The organism is Pseudomonas sp. W2Aug9 (assembly GCF_023127755.1).
Classification (GTDB): domain Bacteria; phylum Pseudomonadota; class Gammaproteobacteria; order Pseudomonadales; family Pseudomonadaceae; genus Aquipseudomonas; species Aquipseudomonas synxantha_A.
The window spans coordinates 217,858-237,029 of the sequence record NZ_SPKL01000001.1 but is presented as its reverse complement, the minus strand read 5'-3'; the positions used below and the strand labels follow the sequence as shown (position 1 = coordinate 237,029).

Sequence of the window (19,172 nt, the reverse complement as noted above, 5' to 3'; positions counted from 1 at the left end):
TGCTGGGCGCTCTCACGCAGGGAGAATAATAAGAACATGCACAACGATCATTTCAGTCGCCATGCCCAGCAGGTTCTCACCGTCACCCGGGGGCAAGAGCCGCTTCAAGGGCCGGGCAGCGATCCCTCCATCGCCCGTTCCTGGCTGCGTTGCGTTGAGGACTACCACCTCGACCCCGCGCTGACCGTTGCGCCCACCGTGCTTGAGCATGGCCGCCTGCTGGAAAGCCGCGAACGCCTGCGCCAGGTGCTGCATATCGCCGGCAACGAAATGAACAGCCTGCACCAGCAACTCTCGGGGGCCGGTCATGCGGTGCTGCTCACCGATGCCCGGGGGGTGATCCTCAACTGTGTCACCGCGCCGTCCGAGCGCAAGATTTTCGAACGCGCCGGGCTGTGGCTGGGCGCCGACTGGAGTGAAGCTTGCGAAGGCACCAATGGCATCGGCACCTGCCTGGTGGAGCGTCAATCCCTGACCATCCACCGTGACGAGCATTTTCGCGGCCGCCATACCGGGCTGACGTGTTCGGCGAGCCCGGTGTTCGACCCTCACGGTGAATTGCTGGCGGTGCTGGATGTGTCCTCGGCCCGCGAAGCCGTGTCGCGCCAGAGCCAGTTCCACACCATGGCGCTGGTGAACCTGTCGGCCAAGATGATCGAAAGTTGCTACTTCCTGCGCCACTTCGAACACCATTGGCTGCTGCGTTTTCACCTGCAGGCTGAGTCGGTCGGGTTGTTCAGCGAAGGCTTGCTGGCGTTCGATGGCGAAGGGCGCATTTGTGCGGTGAACCAGAGCGCGCTGAACCTGTTGGGGCAGCTACGCGGCGGCTTGGTGGATCAGCCGGTGGACGCGTTTTTCGACTGTTCCCTGGATCAGTTGCTAGGGCGGGCCAGCGCGAATGCCACGGCCAGTTGGCCGCTGCGTACCCGCGATGGTCGGCCTCTATTTGCAGCGCTGCGAGGCCAGCCCCGCAGTACGCCGGCCCCGGTCGTCAAGCCGCAGGCGCCACGCCCACTGGGTATTTGCCTGGGCGATCCGGCGTTGCAAAATGAGCTGCGCAAGGCCTCGCGAGTATTCGAACGCGACGTGCCCTTGCTGATCAACGGCGAAACCGGCTGCGGTAAAGAGGCTTTCGCCAAGGCCGTGCACCAGGCCAGCCAGCGAGGCGACAAGGCCTTTGTCGCGCTGAACTGTGCGGCCATTCCGGAAAACCTGATCGAGTGCGAGTTGTTTGGCTATCGCGCCGGCAGTTTCACCGGCGCCCTTAAAGAAGGCATGCGCGGCAAGCTGCAACAGGCCGACGGCGGTACGCTGTTTCTCGACGAAATCGGCGATATGCCACTGGCGCTGCAAACCCGCTTGTTAAGGGTGCTGGAGGATCGCCTGGTGGTGCCTATCGGCGGCGAACCTCAAGCCGTGAACCTGCGGATCATCAGCGCGACGCACCGTAATTTGTTGGAGCGTGTGGCCGATGGCAGCTTTCGCGAAGACCTGTATTACCGCTTGAGCGGCTTGGAAGTCGCCTTGCCGCCGTTGCGCGAACGCACTGACAAGGCGCAATTGTTGGACTTCCTCTTGGCCCAAGAGGCCGGCACCGAACAGGTGATGCTAGACGAGTCGGCGCGCCAGGCTTTGTTGGCATTCCCCTGGCCCGGCAACCTGCGACAGTTGCGTACGGTGTTGCGCACGGTGGTGGCGCTCTGTGAGGACGGCCGAGTCGGGCTTGACGACTTGCCGGCATTGATTCGTCAGGCGCAGCCGCTGGGGGCGAGGGTGGATGCGCCGTACGCCTTGCCACTGGAAAGCGCCGAGCGTCAGGCATTACTCGGTGCGTTGGCGCAGCAGCGCTGGCATATGAGTCATGTGGCTGAACAGTTGGGGGTCAGTCGCAATACGCTGTACCGCAAGTTACGCAAACATGGAATCTCAAGGGACTCCACCCATTAAGGGAGTGCGACACCTGTCGGAATAACTCAGTTATTGCCGATGGCTCAAGTTTTGTCGCACAGGCTTTAAGGTTTTTTATCGCGCCATGTACTCACGTCGCCCCGGAACGCTGCACGTTGTTTTAAGCACTGATGGAATAAGGGCAGAGCATCACGTGCCCTTAATCACAGTTGTTTGAAACTTCTAGGGTGACAACACATGAACATTACAAGTCCAATAACGACTCCTGTGCCACAACTCCCTGTTCAACTTGACGTTACGCTCACGTCCCAACCGCAACCCTTAACCGCGGGCTGGGGCGAACCGATGGACCACACTCAGCCTGAGCCTGGCACGCAGTTGTCTGCGCAGGAGACTGATCAAACGCCGAAGGTGCGCATCAAGCGTGGAATTTTTGGACGGCGGTTCGGGGGAGGATCCCGCCCCACGCCTCACGTGCCGCCCACGCCATCGCCCAGAGTGCCGCCTGCTCCGGTCAGTCCCTCGCCCACCCGGCCCCAAACCACGGCGGGTGGGAAAAAGCCGACGACAAGCCACGATACCCCTGGTGCCAGTGCGACCGCGGGCAGTTCAGGCCAGTCAACCGCAGGTAGACTCAAGGACGTGCTGACCAAGGGGCCTCAGACGCCCCCCCGCGGTGGGACCGCCCCTGTGAAACAGGACGATTCACCCAAGGTCAGCATGGCCGATGTCACCCAGCGACTGTTGGATGCCGACAGGCTGGTCAAAGCGGGCGTTATTTCTACATCACCCTCTACCAGCAAGACGGTCAAGGACGCGTTCATCAATGCAGGCGTCAATGGTATGGTCAGCGCGCCGATCAATGTGGGGGCGTATGCCGGGTCCGTGGCCGCGGGGGAAGCGATCAAGGGCCAATACGTGCCGTCGCCAGTGGCGCCACCGCCACCGCATTTGCCCGGCGTTGCACAGCCCGATCAGAAGCCCATGCCGCAAACCGTTGCGCCACCCGCACCCGATGAGCCTGCGCCGGGAGCCACGCGCCATCTGGATCGGGTAGAGAAAGTGGTGCTGGAGTTTGCCAATGTCGTCATGACGCTGGCGTCGGGCAGCACCGCAGACCGGCTTGCCATCGGCGACGCCTGGCCCAAGGAGCGTGGGGCACGCTTGACTAACCTGGAGCAGTTACTGAGCGTTTCAGAAACCCATATGAGGCAAGTGGCTGAGGACAACGGCGTTATTTTCAAACCTCACATCGAGTCGTCAACATCTCCCAGTACCGGGGGGCGCTTAGGCGTAATAGAGCGTCGGTATGACGCGATGGAAAAAGCGGCCGAACGAATCATGACCTTGAAAGACGCTGAGCTTAAAAAAGCTGGCACCACGGTTTAAGACATCCCTTTTGCCCGTCGGATCCTACCGGCGGGCGTTTCGCCCTCAGCTAAAGCGTGCGAACTTTCCCACCCTACGCTAACCTGCCTCGATGTTTACGAGGTCGACTATGCACATTCATATTCTGGGTATCTGCGGTACGTTCATGGGTTCGATGGCGGTTCTGGCCAAAGAGCTGGGCCATCACGTTACGGGCTCCGATGCCAATGTTTATCCGCCCATGAGCACGCAGCTGCAGGCGCAAGGTATCGAGCTGACCCAAGGTTACGACCCCTCGCAATTCGACCCGGCGCCGGATCTGGTAGTGATTGGCAACGCCATGTCCCGCGGCAACCCAGCGGTCGAGTACGTGCTCAATAAAGGTTTGCCTTACGTCTCAGGCCCTCAATGGCTGGCTGATCATGTGTTGCAAGGTCGTTGGGTATTGGCGGTGGCCGGCACTCACGGCAAGACCACCACCAGCAGTATGCTCGCCTGGGTGCTGGAACATGCGGGCATGAGCCCGGGCTTCCTGATCGGCGGCGTGCCGCAGAATTTCTCGGTGTCGGCGCGCCTGGGCGATACGCCGTTTTTCGTGATCGAAGCCGATGAATACGACAGCGCGTTTTTCGACAAGCGCTCCAAGTTCGTCCACTACCGTCCGCGCACAGCGATCCTGAATAATCTGGAGTTTGATCACGCGGACATCTTTCCCGATCTGGCGGCTATTGAGCGGCAGTTTCATCACTTGGTGCGTACCATCCCGAGTGAAGGCTTGGTCATCCACCCGACCACTGAACCGGCGTTGCAGCGCGTGATCGACATGGGCTGCTGGACGCCGGTGCAGACCACCGGTGTGGACGGGCAATGGCAGGTCAAGTTGCTCAGCGAAGACGGCTCCCGGTTTGAAGTGCTGTTCGAAGGCCAAGCCCAAGGCGTCGTGGAGTGGGATATGACCGGCCAGCACAATGTTGCCAACGCGCTGGTAACCCTGGCGGCTGCACGGCATGTCGGTGTGGTGCCGGCCATGGGCATCGCGGCCTTGAGCGCATTCAAAAGCGTCAAGCGGCGCATGGAAAAAGTCGCCGACGTGAATGGGATTACCATCTACGACGACTTTGCCCACCATCCAACAGCTATCGCCACTACGCTCGACGGCCTGCGCAAGCGCGTTGGCGATGCCCAAATCATTGCGATCGTTGAACCGCGCTCCAACTCCATGAAGCTGGGTGCGCACCGCGATGGCCTGCCGGAAAGCGTCAACGACGCCGACCAGGTGGTCTGGTACGCGCCTGCCAACCTTGGTTGGGACCTGCCGGGGATCGCTGCGCTGTGCACCGTGCCTTCGACCGTGTGTGATTCGCTGGAAGGCATCATTGAGCATGTGAAGCACTTGGCCAAGCCCGGCACCCATGTGGTAGTCATGAGCAACGGCGGCTTTGGCGGCTTGCACGGCAAGCTGGCCGAGGCGTTGAAATGAGCGGCCCCGAACGTATCACCCTGGCAATGACCGGCGCATCCGGCGCGCCTTACGGCCTGCGCCTGCTGGATTGCCTGGTACGTGAAGACCGTGAAGTGCACTTCCTGATTTCCAAGGCCGCCCAATTGGTGCTGGCGACCGAGACGGATGTGCAATTGCCGGCCAAGGTGCAGATGATGCAAGCGTTCCTCACCGAATACACCGGTGCGGCAGCGGGGCAGATCAAGGTCTATGGCAAGGAAGACTGGATGTCGCCAGTAGCTTCGGGCTCCGGCGCGCCGGCGGCGATGGTGGTGGTGCCATGCTCCACCGGCACCCTGTCGGCGATTGCCACGGGCGCCTGCAATAACCTGATCGAAAGGGCGGCGGACGTGACCTTGAAGGAGCGTCGCCAATTAATCCTGGTACCGCGCGAAGCACCGTATTCGAGTATTCACCTGGAACACATGCTCAAGTTGTCGAACATGGGCGTGACCATCTTGCCCGCGTCGCCGGGTTTCTATCACCAGCCGCAGACCATCGATGACTTGGTGGACTTCGTGGTGGCGCGCATTCTCAACCTGCTGAACATTCCCCAGGACATGCTGCCGCGCTGGGGCGAGCACCATTTGGGCGGTGATGAATAAAACGCTGCTGCTACTACTGGCGCTGCAACTGACGGGCTGCGCCACGGCGCGCACCCTGGACGCCGCGCAAGCGGGCGCGCCTGTGGTGTATGCCGGTACGCGCCTGGATTTGTATGCGATCAATGGCGGCTGCTGTGCCAAGGACCGCTTTGGTGCCGAGGCGCCCACCTATCCTCATATCGACCTGCCCGCCAGCGCGCTGCTCGATACGCTGCTGTTGCCACTGTCGTTGTTGACCGTGCTGGGTGTGGGCTTCAACGCCACTGGCGGACTCTGAGAACTACACGAACCCAATGTGGGAGGGGGCTTGCTCCCTCCCACATTGGGATTGGCGTTCTTACTTGCCGAGCTTGCGCAGCTCATCCGACTCCACCACCCGTACGCCATCCTGTTCTTCCAGCGCCAGGCGCCACATGGCGCGAGCCAGTTCGCAGACTTCGATGCCGTGGTACTTGCCCGGAATCAAACGCGACAACGGCCCGGCCAGCTGTTCGGCCAGACGCGGTTCCAGCCGCTCCCCCAGCAGCAAGGAAGGTCGCACGATGGTCAGTTGCGGCCAGTCCTGGGCTTTGAGTGCCTGCTCCATTTCGCCCTTGACTCGGTTGTAGAACACTGAGGATTTCGGGTCGGCGCCGATCGCACTGATCACGATCAGATGCCGCGCACCCAGTTCCCGAGCGCGCTTGGCGAAGGTCACCACCATGTCCAGATCGACCGCACGGAACGCCGCTTCCGAGCCGGCTTTCTTGATCGTGGTGCCCAGGCAGCAAAAGGCCATGTCCACCCGGCCGCTCAGTTGCGGCAGGAACACCGCAGGGTCGCCCACCGGGTTTTCCAGGCGTGGGTGTTCAGCCAGCGGCTTGCGGCTCGGCGCCAGTACACGGGTCACGGTGGGTTCGTTGAGCAGGCGATCAAGCAGGTGTTCGCCGGTGAGGCCAGAGGCCCCGGCCAGCAAGATATGCTGAGGTGTCAGGTACATGATGTTTCCCCCTTGTTACACGTTACAGCTTAGTTGCCTTTGGCTTCCTTGCTATTCATTGAGACGCTTTCGAGCGCCTTTCGTGCCTGCTGTTTGCGTAATAGTTGCCAATGGGCGATCACGCCTTTGGGCGCCCATATCTGCGGTTCCGAGGCTTCGAAGTTGTCCGCCTGTTCGCGTTCGGCCACATGCAGTTGTGCCAGTTTGAACGCGTGTTGCAAATCGTCCGTTTGGTTGAAGGCTTGTGCGAAAAGGGCATCGCCAAAGTAGGTAAAGTCCGCCTCTTCTGAACAGCCAAAGGACACGCGATCCGCACGGGATGCCGTCATGATCAGCGTGCGCTCATCTTTCAGGGCCGGAATGAAACCGCCGGAGTAGCAGGCGGAAATCACGATGATCTTGTCGCGGTTTTTCAACGGCGCCAGCACGGCGGCCAGTTCATCGGCGGGCAAGTCGGCCAGTTCCATGCGCGGCTGGTCGAGCACCAACTCATGTTCATGGGTGCCATGGCTGGTCAAATAGATAAACACCAGGTCTTCGGGCCCGGTACGTTCGGCCAGGGTTTGCACGGAACGCCTCAGGCTTTCGCGGGTGGCCAGCGGACGGTCGGCGATGTGGTCACGGTGGTTGACCAGGCGGACCTGCCCGCGTGCGCCGAAGCGGGTGGTGAGCAGGTTGCTGACGTAATCGGCTTCGCGCAGGAACACGCTTTGCTTGCCATCACCTGCCAACGCCAACGTATAAAGCTCGACGGCAGGTGTCGAGGCCGGCACGGCGGCCAGGGCCTCGTCGAGCAAGCGGCCTTGGGCCAATAGGCCGGTTTCCAGTGGGTCGGGCAGCAACTTGCCATCGGCATCGCGCACGCGCAGGCCATTGACCCAGGTGCCGGCCTGCACGGTGCCGTCGGTGAGCACGAGGGTGCCACGCCCCTGATAGTTGTCGCTGTCGAAGCCACCGATATAGAAGCTGCCATCGGTGAGGTTCAAGCGCCCCTCACCGGTAAAGCGCCAGTCACTGAACTGACCGACGTAGTGGCTGCCATCGGCGCCAATCAATTCGCCTTTGCCACTGAGGGCGCCTTCCTTGAACTGGCCGATCCATACGTCGCCGTCGGCGTTTTCATAGCGGCCTTTGCCGTTGAGTTGGTTCTGCTTGAATTGGCCGATATAGATATCGCCCTCAGCGCTATTGAAGGTGCCATTGCCTTCCAGTTGGCCATCGACAAAGTGGCCGCTGAACTGATTGCCGCTGTCGTCATTGCGCTGGCCTTCGCCATTGGGCTTGCCGTGGGCAAATTGGCCTTGGTACTGGCTGCCATCGGCCAATTCCAGGCGACCGAGGCCTGCGTACTGGTCGTCCTTGAACTCGCCGCGATAGGTCATCTGCCCTTCTTTGAGGGTGCCTTCGCCATTGCGTCGACCGTTCTTGAAGCTGCCGACATAGCTGCTGCCCGTGGTAGTCAAGCTGCCCTGGCCATCAAACAGGCCCTGCCGGAACTGGCCTTTATAGACTTCGCCATTGCTGCCATGCCATTCGCCCTGGCCGTGCCACTGGCCTTTATCGAACTGGCCGGCGTACCAACTGCCGTTGGGGTAGTCCACGCGGCCCTGGCCTTGCAGCAGGCCGTTGACCACATCGCCACGGTAGCGGCCGCCATCGGGCAGGCGCGCATCGGGCGGCAACAGCGATTCGCCGTCTCCGCAAGCGGTCAGCAACAGGGCAAGGGCAAGGGGAGCGAGTGGGCGCATAGCGGGATCCGGATAATTGAGCGCCGAGTATGCCGCAGCCGCGAGATTCATACATAAATTTACATACACTGTGGCAAGGTTTATTGCCTCGCCACAGGGTCGGCCTTACACGAAGCAGAGTGACAGCGACTCGGCAATATAGGCAGGTTTCTCCTGGCCTTCGATTTCCAGGGTGGCGGTGGCCTTGAACAGCCATTGGCCGGGTTTTTTCTCGGTGACGTCGGTGAGCGTGACGTTCAGGCGCACCTTGGAGTCGACCTTCACCGGCTGGATGAAGCGCACACTGTCCAGGCCGTAGTTGACGGCCATTTTCAAGCCCTCGGGCATGATCAGGATGTCTTCCATCAGCTTGGGCATCAGTGACAGTGACAGGAAACCGTGGGCGATGGTGCTGCCGAACGGGGTTTGTGCGGCCTTGACCGGGTCGACGTGGATGAACTGATGATCGCCGGTGGCCTCTGCGAACAGGTTGATGCGCGCCTGGTCGATGGTGAGCCATTCGGAACGTCCCAGTTCCTTGCCGACATAATCTTTGAGCTGCGCTACGGGTACATAGGGCATTGCGTCTCTCCTGGGTTCATCATTTTTATCCCCCGTTGATAAGGGGTTTTATATGGGATACAGAGAACCAATGTAGATCATCATGGGCAAATGGCCCGGTCAACCCAACATGCTTTTGGCGAATGCCTGGGCATAGGGCGGGCGTGCTTATAATGCGCATGGGCTTTGAGGGGGGAGAGAGCGGGATGCTGTTACGTGGCCTGACTTGGCTGGTGCTGTTTCAATTGATCGGTACGGCGATCAATCATTTGCTGTTGCCGGTACTGCCGGGGCCGATCATCGGGCTGCTGTTGATGCTGGGCTTTCTGGTCTGGCGCGGTGAAGTCGGCGAGCCGCTGAGCCTGGCGGCCGGCAGCCTGTTGCGTTATCTGCCGTTGCTGTTGGTGCCGCCCGCCGTGGGAGTGATGGTCTACGCCAAGGACATTGTCGCGGACTTCTGGGCTATCGTCGGGGCGCTGGTGTTGTCGCTGGTGATCGCCATGGGCTTTGTCGGTGTGCTGATGCAGCAGATGGTCAGGCGCAAGGAGAAGGACCAATGATGCTTGACTGGCAGGGCGCCTGGACGGCGGTCATTCATCATCCGTTGTTCGGCATCGGTATCACCCTGGGCGCCTATCAGTTGGTGCTGGCGGGGTACGAGAAAACCCGCTGGATCTTCCTGCAACCGGTGCTGGTGTCGATGTTGCTGGTGATCGGTGTGTTGCTCGCCTGTGGCCTGAGTTACGCCGAGTACCGCGAAAGCACCGAGATCATGGGGATCCTGCTGGGGCCTGCAACGGTGGCATTGGCGGTACCGCTTTATCTCAACCTGCGGCGGATTCGCCAATTGTTCTGGCCGATTTTTACTACGCTGGTGGTAGGCGGGGTGCTGGCTACCGGCTTGTGTGTGCTGTTGGGGTGGTGGTTCGGTGCCGAACACAGGGTGCTGATGACCATGGCACCCAAGTCGGTGACGTCGCCGATTGCCATGCTGGTCGCCGAACAGATTGGTGGCGTGGCGGCATTGGCGGCAGTGTTTGTACTGATCACCGGGGTGGTCGGCGCGATGATCGGCCCGGCGTATCTGTCGCGCCTGGGCGTGCACAGCCCTGAAGCGCGGGGCATGGCGCTGGGCATGACCGCCCATGCGGTCGGCACCTCGGTGGCCCTGCAGGAAAGCGAAGAGTGCGGCGCCTTTGCGGCGCTGGCCATGAGCCTGATGGGCGTGGCGACGGCGGTGTTTCTGCCGTTGGCCGTGTCGGTAATTGTTTAACCCGGGTTTTAAGGAAACCGTTATGAGTCTGGCGCTGTTCCCACTCAACACTGTGCTGTTCCCAGGCTGCACCCTCGACCTGCAGATATTTGAGGCGCGCTACCTGGACATGATCAGTCGCTGCATGAAAAAGGGCGAAAGCTTCGGCGTGGTGTGCACCCTCGGCGACAGAGAACCGGGCATGAGCACGGAAGGCTACGCGCTGATCGGCTGCGAGGCGTTTATTCGCGACTTCAAACAGCAGGACAATGGCCTGCTGGGGATTCGTGTCGAGGGTGGCCGGCGTTTCCGCGTACTAGACGTCACGGTGCAGAAAGATCAATTGCTGGTGGCCGAGGTTAAATGGTTGGATGAGATGCCGGATCGGCCTCTGGAAGAAGAGGACGCCGACTTGCTGGCGCTGCTGGAGGCCCTGGCGGAGCACCCGATGGTGGCTTCGCTGGAGATGAACGCCCATGCCGAAGGCCAGCAGGCCCTCGGCAACCAACTGGCGTACCTGCTGCCGTTTACCGACGCCGATAAGGTCGACTTGCTGCGAATTGACGATCCGCAGCAGCGGCTGGATGCCATTCAGATGTTGCTGGATGAATTGCAGGGTGAGTTGTTCACCTGAGATACGGAATTTTCTGCGGTTGCTTTCGGATTTTGCTACGTCATTTCAGGCGCGGCGCCTGCAATATTTTCCGATCACACCATAATGATCGGGGATGACCATGATTCGTCTGACACCATCGGAACAAGTCGCCTGGGACACGTATTTTGTCAGCGTGACCACGCAATTGCTCCAGCAGGACGCCACCCGGGGCGCGGAGTATATCGCCGAGCGCGCCGCCGACATTGCCGACGAGATGCTGCTGGAGCGACGCGAGCGTTGCGTGGAGCGTCGCTCTGCTTCAGTGGACTGGATTGGCCCGGCCAAGGGTCAGTAGGCGTACCTGAGCAATGCATGGGAGGTGCCGGTGAATGCAATGAAGCCGAGCACCGCCACCACCGCCGGCAATACCAGCCACCAGGCTTTTTGCGTCATTGCCGGCAGCGGGCTGCGGTACTGGATCACGGTCAGGCTGAACGCACACACCGTCATGGCCAGTAGCGTGCCTGCGAGGATGTCGCTGGGCCAGTGAGCGCCCAGGTAAACCCGCGACAGAGCAATGAATGCGGCGGGTATGCAGCCCAGCAGCATCCAGGTCAGGCGCAATCGCGTGGGTTGGCCGCGACCGGCCAATACCGCGAGCGCCAGGAAGAACGCAAAAGCGCCGGAGGCATGGCCGCTGGGCATACTGAAACTGGTCAACGGGTCGGTCAGAATCTCCGGGCGGCCGCGGGCAAAAAACAGCTTGGTGCCGGTGTTGATCACCGCCGCGCCTGCCAGGGTCGCTCCCACAAACAGCGCGTGGCGCCATTGCCGGGCCACAAACAACAGGGCGGTGAACACCGCGCTGGCGACGAACATTTTCTTGAACTCGCCCAATTGCGTGATCCGCACCATCACCTCATCCAGCCACGGGCTGCGATGCTCCTGCACCAGGGCGCTCAGGCCCTGATCGAAGTCATTGAGATGCGGGTAGCCGATAAACAGCGCGATCAGCAGGGTCAGGCTGGCACAACCGATCCACAACGTTGCGCGACGATGGGCGCGCAGGCTGCTGTTCAAACTCAATCCCAATAGCGCCGCCAGGCACGCCGCGACAATCGCCGCTTCCGGCCAGAAACCTTCCGGCAAGGGCAGGCGGAACGCGGCACCGGCTGCCCAGCCCGGCAGCAGATACGCCACTGACCAACCGGCGGCGGCGATCAGGCTGACGATCGCAAAGCGCGGGAACGGCATGTCGCACATACCGGCGACCATCGGCAGCATGGGGCGCAATGGCCCGATGAAGCGCCCGACCAGCAAGCTGGCGATTCCGTACTTGTGGAAGTAGGTTTCTGCGCCATTCATCCATTCCGGATGATGTCGCAGGCCCGGCAAGCGCCGGATGTTCTGATGGAAATGTCGGCCCAGGTAGTAGGAAACCCCGTCGCCCAATAGACCGCCGAGGAAGCCCAGCAGCAGGGTTTCACTCAGTGACAACGCACCGCTGCCGGCCAGTGCGGCAATCGCAAACAGCAATACCGTGCCCGGCACGATCAGCCCGGCAATGGCCAGGCACTCCACGCACGCGACAATAAACACCGCGGCTGCCAGCCATTGCGGGTTCAGGGTCAGCCAGCCGGTGATGCTATCGAGCCATTGGCCCATACAATCCACTCCATAATGAGACGGTGAATTTCCACTGTGGGAGCTGGCTTGCCCGCGATGGCTGCGGCATGGCCAGCATGGAAGTTGCCTGGCCCACCGCTATCGCAGGCAAGCCAGCTCCCACATGGGATGTGTCGCCCGTTAGATCAAAAAATAATCGCGGCCTTCGACCTGCCCGCGGCGCAGCGGGTTCCGCGTGCAATACGGCGCATAGCCGGCATCGACGAAGCGGTACATCAAGTGTTCATCGCGCCCGCTGGGAATGCCCAGCCGGGTGGTCTGGATAATCTGTGTGGGCACCTGGCCCACATCTTCGACATACAGCAGTTCCTGATCGAAGCGCTTGGCGTCCCACATCGGCACTTTCAGGCCCAGTGCCTTGCACAACAGGGTCTGCCCGGCGCACAGCTTCTGCGCCGGGCGCGGGCTGCCGTCGGGGTTGGGGTTGTTCAACAGCATTTGCGCCAGGCTCGCCGGCCCGCAGAGTTCATCGACCCACGGGTAAGCCGACTTGATCAGCACGGCATTCCCCGGGCCGTGGGCGCTGAAGTTCAGGGAATCACCGCCCCTGGCGTAGTACATATAGATATGACCGCCATCCAGAAACAAAGCCTTACGCTTTTCTGTGTAGCCCAGCGACGCATGGCTGCCTTTTTCGGCCACGTAATAGGCTTCGGTTTCAATAATTCGCGCCGAAAGCCAGAGATCACCGACACGGTGGCGAATGATTTTCCCCAACAGTTCTTGCGCGAGCAGTTGTGCATCGCGGTCGAAGAAGCCGTCGGGCAGGGCGCTTGCGGGGAGTGGGGCGTTAAGTCCGGGCATGGCGTTCAGGGTTATTACGGCTAAATGTGACGGAATAATAACAACTCTCACCTTAATTACCGCTGAACCCCGGGTTTTTACAGTTCATTTCGACCATCCGCCCCTCACCGCTGTCAGTCGAGCGGCGTCACAGCTATAATCTGCCGCTTTCCTCTTTGCCAAGACTCCCTGACCATGACTGAGTCCGTTCTTGACTACATGACCCGCCTGGGTCGCGCTGCCCGTCAGGCCTCGCGGTTGATCGCCCGTGCGAGCACTGCGCAGAAGAACCGTGCGCTGCTGGCGGCTGCCGATGCTCTGGATGCTTCGCGCTCCGAGTTGACCGCTGCCAATGAACTGGACTTGGCCAACGGTCGCGCCAATGGCCTGGAACCTGCCTTGCTGGATCGCCTGGCACTGACCCCGGCACGTATCGACGACATGATCGAAGGCCTGCGTCAGGTGGCCAAGCTGCCTGACCCCATCGGTGAAATCCGCGACATGCGCTACCTGCCGTCCGGTATCCAGGTCGGCAAGATGCGCGTGCCGCTGGGTGTGATCGGCATCATCTACGAGTCGCGTCCGAACGTGACCATCGACGCCGCGAGCCTGTGCCTGAAGTCGGGCAACGCTACCATCCTGCGAGGCGGCTCCGAGGCGATCAATTCCAACCGTGCTATCGCCGCCTGCATCCAGCAAGGCCTGGCCGTGGCCGAGTTGCCAGCTGAAGTGGTGCAAGTGGTGGAAACCACCGACCGCGCGGCTGTGGGCGCGTTGATCACCATGCCGGAATTCGTCGACGTGATTGTGCCCCGTGGCGGCAAGAGCCTGATCGAGCGCGTCAGCCGCGATGCCAAGGTGCCAGTCATCAAGCATCTGGACGGCGTGTGCCACGTCTTCATCGACATAGCCGCCGACCTCGACAAGGCGATTCGCATTGCCGACAACGCCAAGACCCACCGCTACGCGCCGTGCAACACCATGGAAACCCTGCTGGTGCACGCCGGCATTGCCGAGCGCGTGCTGCCGCCGCTGGCTGCCATCTACCGTGACAAGGGCGTGGAACTGCGTGGCTGCGAGCGTACCCGTGCACTGCTCGGCAGCGATGTGATCGAAGCGACTGAACAAGACTGGTACACCGAATACACGGCGCCGATCCTGTCGATTCGCATCGTCGACGACCTGGATCAGGCCATCGAACACATCAATAAATACGGCTCCAAGCACACCGACGCCATTGTTTCCGAGCATTTCAGCGATGCCCGGCGTTTCCTCAATGAAGTGGACTCCGCTTCGGTGATGATCAACGCCTCGACACGTTTTGCCGACGGCTTCGAGTATGGCCTGGGGGCGGAGATCGGTATCTCCACCGACAAGCTCCATGCACGCGGCCCGGTTGGCCTTGAAGGGCTGACCAGCGAGAAGTACGTAGTGTTCGGCGACGGTCATGTGCGCACTTGATGGCTAAACGCATCGGGCTGCTCGGCGGTACTTTCGACCCCGTGCACATCGGCCATTTGCGCAGTGCCCTGGAAGTCGCCGATGCCCTGGCGCTGGACGAGGTGCGGCTGCTGCCCAATTTTCGGCCGCCGCATCGCGATACGCCGCAGGTGTCCGCGCAACAGCGTCTGGAAATGGTGCAGGTGGCCGTAGAGGGCATACAGCCGTTGATGGTGGACGACCGCGAGCTCAAGCGCGATAAACCGTCCTACACTGTCGACACCCTGGAGCTGATGCGCGCCGAGATGGCCGCAGATGACCAGTTGTTTCTGCTTTTGGGCTGGGACGCATTTTGCGGCCTGCCCTCTTGGCACCGCTGGGAGGAGCTCCTCCAGCATTGCCACATCCTGGTTTTGCAACGCCCGGATGCCGACAGCGAACCGCCGGATGCCTTGCGCAACCTGCTGGCCGCGCGGTCGGTAAGTGACCCCTTGGCCCTGACCGGGCCGAACGGGAATATTGCATTCGTCTGGCAGACCCCGCTTGCGGTGTCCGCCACCCAGATCCGTCAACTGCTGGCCAGCGGTAAGTCGGTACGTTTCCTGGTGCCTGACGCGGTCCTGGCCTACATCGATGCGCACGGGCTTTACCGTGCGTCGAACTGAAAAGGCGCGCTTGAACGCACGAACCGTGCAGCAAGCGCCCGAACATACGAGCAAAACGAGTTTTATATGACGAACAAAGACGTAAGCAAAGTTAAGCGCAAAGGCACCTTCAAAAGCGCACCGCTGCCGGTTGAAGCCCACGTGGGCCCGGAATTGGCTGGCGAAGAGCTGGTGAAAGTGGCCGTGGCCGCCCTGGAAGACGTTAAGGCCCAGGACATCCAGGTGCTGGACGTACGCGACAAGCAAAGCATCACCGACTTCATGATCATCGCCACCGGTACCTCCAACCGCCAGATCGGCGCGATGCTCGACAAGGTTCGCGAAGCCGTCAAAGCCCAGGGCGTGAAGCCTCTGGGTGAGGAAGGCAAGGGCGACAGCGACTGGGTACTGCTGGACATGGACGATGTGATCGTTCACATGATGACCTCCAACGCCCGCCAGTTCTACGACCTGGAACGTCTGTGGAAAGGCGCCGAGCAGAGCCGTGCCGCCGATGGCAAGCACCACAGCCCGGAAGTGGGCCACGCGCACTTCGACAAGCTCAACAAAGACCAGGAATAAGGAACGGCTGTGCGCCTGCGTCTGATCGCTGTCGGTTCACGCATGCCCAAGTGGGTGGAAGAAGGCTGGCACGAGTATGCCAAGCGTCTGCCCGCTGAGCTGTCGCTTGAACTGGTGGAAATACCGCTCAATACCCGGGGCAAGAACGCCGATGTGGCGCGCTTTATTCGCCAGGAAGGCGAAGCCATGCTGGCCAAGGTCGGCCCCAACGAGCGTATCGTCACTCTCGAAGTGCACGGCAAGCCCTGGAGCACCGAGCAGTTGGCGGTGGAACTGGATCGCTGGCGCCTGGATTCGCGTACGGTCAACTTCATGGTCGGTGGCCCCGAGGGGCTTGCGCCGGAAGTCTGCGCGCGAGCCGATCAGCGCTGGTCGTTGTCGGCGCTGACATTGCCGCACCCGTTGGTAAGGATTCTGATCGGTGAACAGCTGTATCGCGCCTGGACAGTTCTGTCCGGGCACCCTTACCACAAATAGTCTGCGCTGCCCCCGATGACCCAGCCGATCCGCATCAAGGACCACGAGAAAGACGCACGTCTGGTACGCGCGCGGGTGGTGTTCGGTGCGATTTTGGTGGTGGCGTTGATGTGCGTGCTGATTGCGCGTCTGTATTTCCTGCAGGTGATCCAGTACGACTATCACTCCACGCTGTCGGAAAACAACCGGGTGCATGTGCAGCCGATTCCGCCGACCCGTGGGCTGATCTTCGACCGCAATGGCGTGGTGGTCGCGGATAACCGCCCCAGCTTCAGCCTGAGCATGACCCGTGAGCGTTCCGGCGACTGGCAGCAGGTGCTCGATGTGATTGTCGAGGTGCTGCAACTGACGCCGGAAGACCGGGTGATCTTCGAGAAACGCATGAAGCAGGGGCGCCGGCCGTTCGAGCCGGTGCCGATCCTGTTCGAGCTGACCGAAGAGCAGATCGCCCGAATCGCCGTGAACCAGTTCCGTCTGCCGGGTGTGGAAGTGGTGGCGCAGTTGGTGCGCCACTATCCGCAGGGGGCGCACTTTGCCCACTCGGTCGGCTATATGGGGCGGATCAACGAGAAAGAGCTTAAAACCCTCGACCCGGTCAATTACAGCGGCACCCATCATATCGGCAAGACCGGCATCGAGCGTTTCTACGAGCCCGAGCTGCACGGCCAGGTGGGTTACGAAGAAGTCGAGACCAACGCCCGCGGCCGCGTCTTGCGCGTGCTCAAGCGCACCGACCCGATACCGGGCAAGGACATTGTGCTGAGCCTGGACATCAAGTTGCAGGAAGCGGCCGAGATGGCCCTGGGTGGCCGGCGTGGCGCCGTGGTGGCGCTGGACCCGAAAACCGGCGAAGTGCTGGCGATGGTCAGTCAGCCGAGTTTCGACCCTAACCTGTTCGTCACCGGCATCAGCTTCAAGGCCTACGCCGAGCTGCGCGACTCCATCGATCGACCGCTGTTCAACCGCGTATTGCGCGGCCTGTATCCACCGGGTTCGACCATCAAGCCGGCGGTGGCGATCGCCGGCCTGGATTCCGGCGTGGTCACGGCCTCCAGTCGGGTCTATGACCCCGGCTACTACATGCTGCCCAACTATGATCACAAATACCGTAACTGGAACCGCTCCGGTGACGGCTATGTCGACCTGGACACCGCGATCATGCGCTCCAACGACACCTATTTTTACGACCTGGCCCACAAGCTGGGGATCGATCGCCTGTCTGCCTACATGGGCAAGTTCGGCCTCGGTCAGAAAGTCTCTCTGGACATGTTCGAAGAGTCTCCCGGCCTGATGCCGTCGCGGGAATGGAAGCGTGCGACGCGCCGTCAGGCATGGTTCCCGGGTGAAACCCTGATCCTGGGGATCGGCCAGGGCTATATGCAGGCCACGCCGCTGCAACTGGCCCAGGCCACGGCGCTGGTGGCCAATAAAGGCATCTGGAATCGGCCGCACCTGGCCAAGACCATCGAAGGCGAAAAGCCGGTAGACGACAACCCGATTCCCGATATTGTGCTGCGCGACCCGTCGGACTGGGCCAAGGTCAACCACGGCATGCAGCAAGTCATGCACGGCGCACGGGGTACCGCACGCAAGGCGGCAGCCGGCGCGCAATACCGCATCGCCGGCAAGAGTGGTACGGCCCAGGTGGTCGCGATCAAGCAGGGCGAAAAATATGACCGTTCCAAGGTTCAGGAGCGTCACCGCGACCACGCCTTGTTTGTCGGCTTCGCCCCGGCTGACGACCCGAAAATCGTGGTCTCGGTGATGGTCGAGAACGGTGAGTCCGGCTCTGGCGTCGCGGCGCCCGTGGTGCGGCAGATCATGGATGCCTGGCTGTTGGCCGAGGATGGCAAGCTCAAGCCCGAATATGGCGGCCCCCCATCAAGCCCCGAGGTTACGGCCCGTGAAGAGTAATTTTGACCGCATCCTCTCCAGCGAGGATGTGATGCGTCGCCGTGCGACGTTGCTGCAACGCATGCACATTGATGGCCCCCTGCTGATCCTGCTGCTGACCTTGGCGGCCGGCAGCCTGTTCGTGCTGTATTCGGCCAGCGGCAAGAACTGGGACCTGCTGATCAAACAGGCGTCCTCGTTTGGCCTGGGCCTGTTGTCGATGGTGGTGATCGCCCAGCTTGAACCACGCTTCATGGCGCGTTGGGTGCCGCTGGGGTATGTCGCCGGCGTGTTGCTGCTGGTGGTGGTGGATGTCATGGGCCATAACGCCATGGGAGCCACGCGCTGGATCAACATTCCCGGGGTGATTCGCTTCCAACCCTCGGAATTCATGAAGATCCTGATGCCGGCCACCATCGCCTGGTACTTGTCCAAGCGCACCTTGCCGCCACAGCTCAAGCACGTGGTGATCAGCCTGCTTCTAATCGGCGTGCCGTTTATTCTGATCGTGCGCCAGCCTGACCTTGGCACCTCATTGCTGATTCTGGCCGGTGGCGCGTTCGTGCTGTTTATGGGGGGCTTGCGCTGGCGCTGGATCCTCAGCGTGCTGGCCGCTGCCGTCCCCGTGGCCGTGGCCATGTGGTTCTTCTTCATGCACGACTATCAGAAGCAACGGATCCTGACGTTCCTCGACCCGGAGAGCGACCCGTTGGGCACCGGCTGGAACATCATCCAGTCCAAGGCGGCCATCGGTTCCGGCGGCGTATTCGGCAAAGGCTGGTTGCTGGGCACCCAGTCCCATCTGGACTTCTTGCCCGAAAGTCATACCGACTTCATCATCGCGGTGATGGGCGAAGAGTTCGGCCTGGTGGGCATTTGCGCCTTATTGTTGATCTATCTGCTGTTGATTGGTCGCGGCCTGGTGATTACCGCCCAGGCGCAGACGCTGTTCGGTAAATTGCTTGCCGGCAGCCTGACCATGACTTTTTTTGTTTACGTTTTCGTCAACATCGGTATGGTCAGTGGCCTGCTGCCGGTGGTTGGGGTGCCGTTGCCATTCATTAGCTACGGCGGAACTTCGCTGGTGACATTGCTGTCAGCGTTTGGGGTTTTGATGTCGATTCATACGCATCGCAAGTGGATCGCACAGGTTTGAATAAGGTGAAGATGT

At 61.2% G+C, this 19,172-nt stretch carries 20 protein-coding genes; 15 read left to right on the top strand and 5 right to left on the bottom strand.

What is annotated here, in order from left to right; translation table 11 throughout:
• The first annotated feature begins 36 nt into the window (after nt 1-36).
• The 5 genes from E3O56_RS01065 (at nt 37) to E3O56_RS01045 (ending at nt 5,659) form a co-directional block, all read left to right on the top strand.
• On the top strand, nt 37-1,947 hold the full coding sequence (locus E3O56_RS01065) for a sigma-54-dependent Fis family transcriptional regulator (protein ID WP_248127633.1): 1,911 nt from the start codon (nt 37-39) through the stop codon (nt 1,945-1,947).
• Nucleotides 1,948-2,598: 651 nt separating this feature from the next.
• A complete protein-coding gene (locus E3O56_RS01060) occupies nt 2,599-3,297 on the top strand; it encodes a hypothetical protein (RefSeq protein ID WP_228309020.1) in 699 nt (232 codons plus the stop codon).
• A 109-nt stretch (nt 3,298-3,406) separates the two neighbouring features.
• Nucleotides 3,407-4,756, top strand: coding sequence for a UDP-N-acetylmuramate:L-alanyl-gamma-D-glutamyl-meso-diaminopimelate ligase (gene mpl / locus E3O56_RS01055; protein WP_032879281.1), 1,350 nt, complete (start codon nt 3,407-3,409; stop codon nt 4,754-4,756).
• The gene (gene ubiX / locus E3O56_RS01050) at nt 4,753-5,382 is read left to right on the top strand and encodes a flavin prenyltransferase UbiX (protein ID WP_005791790.1); all 630 of its coding nucleotides are present in this window, start codon (nt 4,753-4,755) and stop codon (nt 5,380-5,382) included. Before mpl ends, ubiX begins: the two co-directional genes overlap by 4 nt.
• On the top strand, nt 5,375-5,659 hold the full coding sequence (locus E3O56_RS01045; RefSeq protein WP_032879282.1) for a YceK/YidQ family lipoprotein: 285 nt from the start codon (nt 5,375-5,377) through the stop codon (nt 5,657-5,659). The genes ubiX and E3O56_RS01045 overlap by 8 nt, the downstream gene beginning before the upstream one ends.
• Before the next feature lie 60 nt (nt 5,660-5,719).
• On the opposite strand, the gene E3O56_RS01040 is transcribed toward E3O56_RS01045, so the two are convergent.
• The 3 genes from E3O56_RS01040 to E3O56_RS01030 all read right to left on the bottom strand — a co-directional run bounded on the left by E3O56_RS01040 (nt 5,720) and on the right by E3O56_RS01030 (nt 8,670).
• Nucleotides 5,720-6,361, bottom strand: coding sequence for an oxidoreductase (locus E3O56_RS01040; RefSeq protein WP_248127631.1), 642 nt, complete (start codon nt 6,359-6,361; stop codon nt 5,720-5,722).
• A gap of 29 nt (nt 6,362-6,390) precedes the next feature.
• On the bottom strand, nt 6,391-8,109 hold the full coding sequence (locus E3O56_RS01035; protein ID WP_248127629.1) for a C13 family peptidase: 1,719 nt from the start codon (nt 8,107-8,109) through the stop codon (nt 6,391-6,393).
• 105 nt (nt 8,110-8,214) lie between these two features.
• A complete protein-coding gene (locus E3O56_RS01030; protein ID WP_005791783.1) occupies nt 8,215-8,670 on the bottom strand; it encodes a MaoC family dehydratase in 456 nt (151 codons plus the stop codon).
• A 185-nt stretch (nt 8,671-8,855) separates the two neighbouring features.
• Here E3O56_RS01030 and E3O56_RS01025 point away from each other — a divergent pair, with 185 nt between their 5' ends.
• The 4 genes from E3O56_RS01025 to E3O56_RS01010 all read left to right on the top strand — a co-directional run bounded on the left by E3O56_RS01025 (nt 8,856) and on the right by E3O56_RS01010 (nt 10,851).
• On the top strand, nt 8,856-9,209 hold the full coding sequence (locus E3O56_RS01025) for a CidA/LrgA family protein (protein ID WP_005791782.1): 354 nt from the start codon (nt 8,856-8,858) through the stop codon (nt 9,207-9,209).
• Complete coding sequence (locus E3O56_RS01020; protein ID WP_005791780.1) at nt 9,206-9,922, top strand: LrgB family protein; 717 nt, start codon at nt 9,206-9,208, stop codon at nt 9,920-9,922. The genes E3O56_RS01025 and E3O56_RS01020 overlap by 4 nt, the downstream gene beginning before the upstream one ends.
• A 22-nt stretch (nt 9,923-9,944) precedes the next feature.
• Complete coding sequence (locus tag E3O56_RS01015) at nt 9,945-10,535, top strand: LON peptidase substrate-binding domain-containing protein (protein ID WP_248127627.1); 591 nt, start codon at nt 9,945-9,947, stop codon at nt 10,533-10,535.
• A gap of 100 nt (nt 10,536-10,635) precedes the next feature.
• Nucleotides 10,636-10,851 carry a hypothetical protein gene (locus tag E3O56_RS01010; RefSeq protein ID WP_032881203.1) on the top strand — a complete coding sequence of 72 codons (216 nt, stop codon included), beginning with the start codon at nt 10,636-10,638 and terminating at the stop codon, nt 10,849-10,851.
• On the opposite strand, the gene E3O56_RS01005 is transcribed toward E3O56_RS01010, so the two are convergent.
• Both E3O56_RS01005 and E3O56_RS01000 read right to left on the bottom strand, forming a co-directional pair.
• The gene (locus tag E3O56_RS01005) at nt 10,845-12,161 is read right to left on the bottom strand and encodes a bifunctional DedA family/phosphatase PAP2 family protein (RefSeq protein ID WP_032879286.1); all 1,317 of its coding nucleotides are present in this window, start codon (nt 12,159-12,161) and stop codon (nt 10,845-10,847) included. The genes E3O56_RS01010 and E3O56_RS01005 overlap by 7 nt on opposite strands.
• Before the next feature lie 141 nt (nt 12,162-12,302).
• Complete coding sequence (locus tag E3O56_RS01000) at nt 12,303-12,986, bottom strand: DNA-3-methyladenine glycosylase (RefSeq protein ID WP_223018204.1); 684 nt, start codon at nt 12,984-12,986, stop codon at nt 12,303-12,305.
• Nucleotides 12,987-13,160: 174 nt separating this feature from the next.
• On the opposite strand from E3O56_RS01000, the gene E3O56_RS00995 reads away from it, so the two are divergent.
• The 6 genes from E3O56_RS00995 (at nt 13,161) to rodA (ending at nt 19,157) form a co-directional block, all read left to right on the top strand.
• Nucleotides 13,161-14,426 (top strand): glutamate-5-semialdehyde dehydrogenase, encoded by a 1,266-nt coding sequence (locus E3O56_RS00995; protein ID WP_005791769.1) that lies wholly within the window; start codon nt 13,161-13,163, stop codon nt 14,424-14,426.
• Nucleotides 14,426-15,070, top strand: a complete 645-nt coding sequence (gene nadD, locus E3O56_RS00990; RefSeq protein ID WP_032879289.1) for a nicotinate-nucleotide adenylyltransferase — start codon at nt 14,426-14,428, stop codon at nt 15,068-15,070. The genes E3O56_RS00995 and nadD overlap by 1 nt, the downstream gene beginning before the upstream one ends.
• Nucleotides 15,071-15,136: 66 nt before the next feature.
• Nucleotides 15,137-15,631, top strand: a complete 495-nt coding sequence (gene rsfS / locus E3O56_RS00985; RefSeq protein ID WP_003176298.1) for a ribosome silencing factor — start codon at nt 15,137-15,139, stop codon at nt 15,629-15,631.
• A gap of 9 nt (nt 15,632-15,640) precedes the next feature.
• Nucleotides 15,641-16,108 carry a 23S rRNA (pseudouridine(1915)-N(3))-methyltransferase RlmH gene (gene rlmH, locus E3O56_RS00980; RefSeq protein ID WP_003176297.1) on the top strand — a complete coding sequence of 156 codons (468 nt, stop codon included), beginning with the start codon at nt 15,641-15,643 and terminating at the stop codon, nt 16,106-16,108.
• Between the two features lie 15 nt (nt 16,109-16,123).
• Nucleotides 16,124-18,022 carry a penicillin-binding protein 2 gene (mrdA, locus tag E3O56_RS00975; RefSeq protein ID WP_032879291.1) on the top strand — a complete coding sequence of 633 codons (1,899 nt, stop codon included), beginning with the start codon at nt 16,124-16,126 and terminating at the stop codon, nt 18,020-18,022.
• Between the two features lie 31 nt (nt 18,023-18,053).
• Nucleotides 18,054-19,157 (top strand): rod shape-determining protein RodA, encoded by a 1,104-nt coding sequence (rodA, locus tag E3O56_RS00970; protein WP_050549432.1) that lies wholly within the window; start codon nt 18,054-18,056, stop codon nt 19,155-19,157.
• Nucleotides 19,158-19,172: the final 15 nt, after the last annotated feature.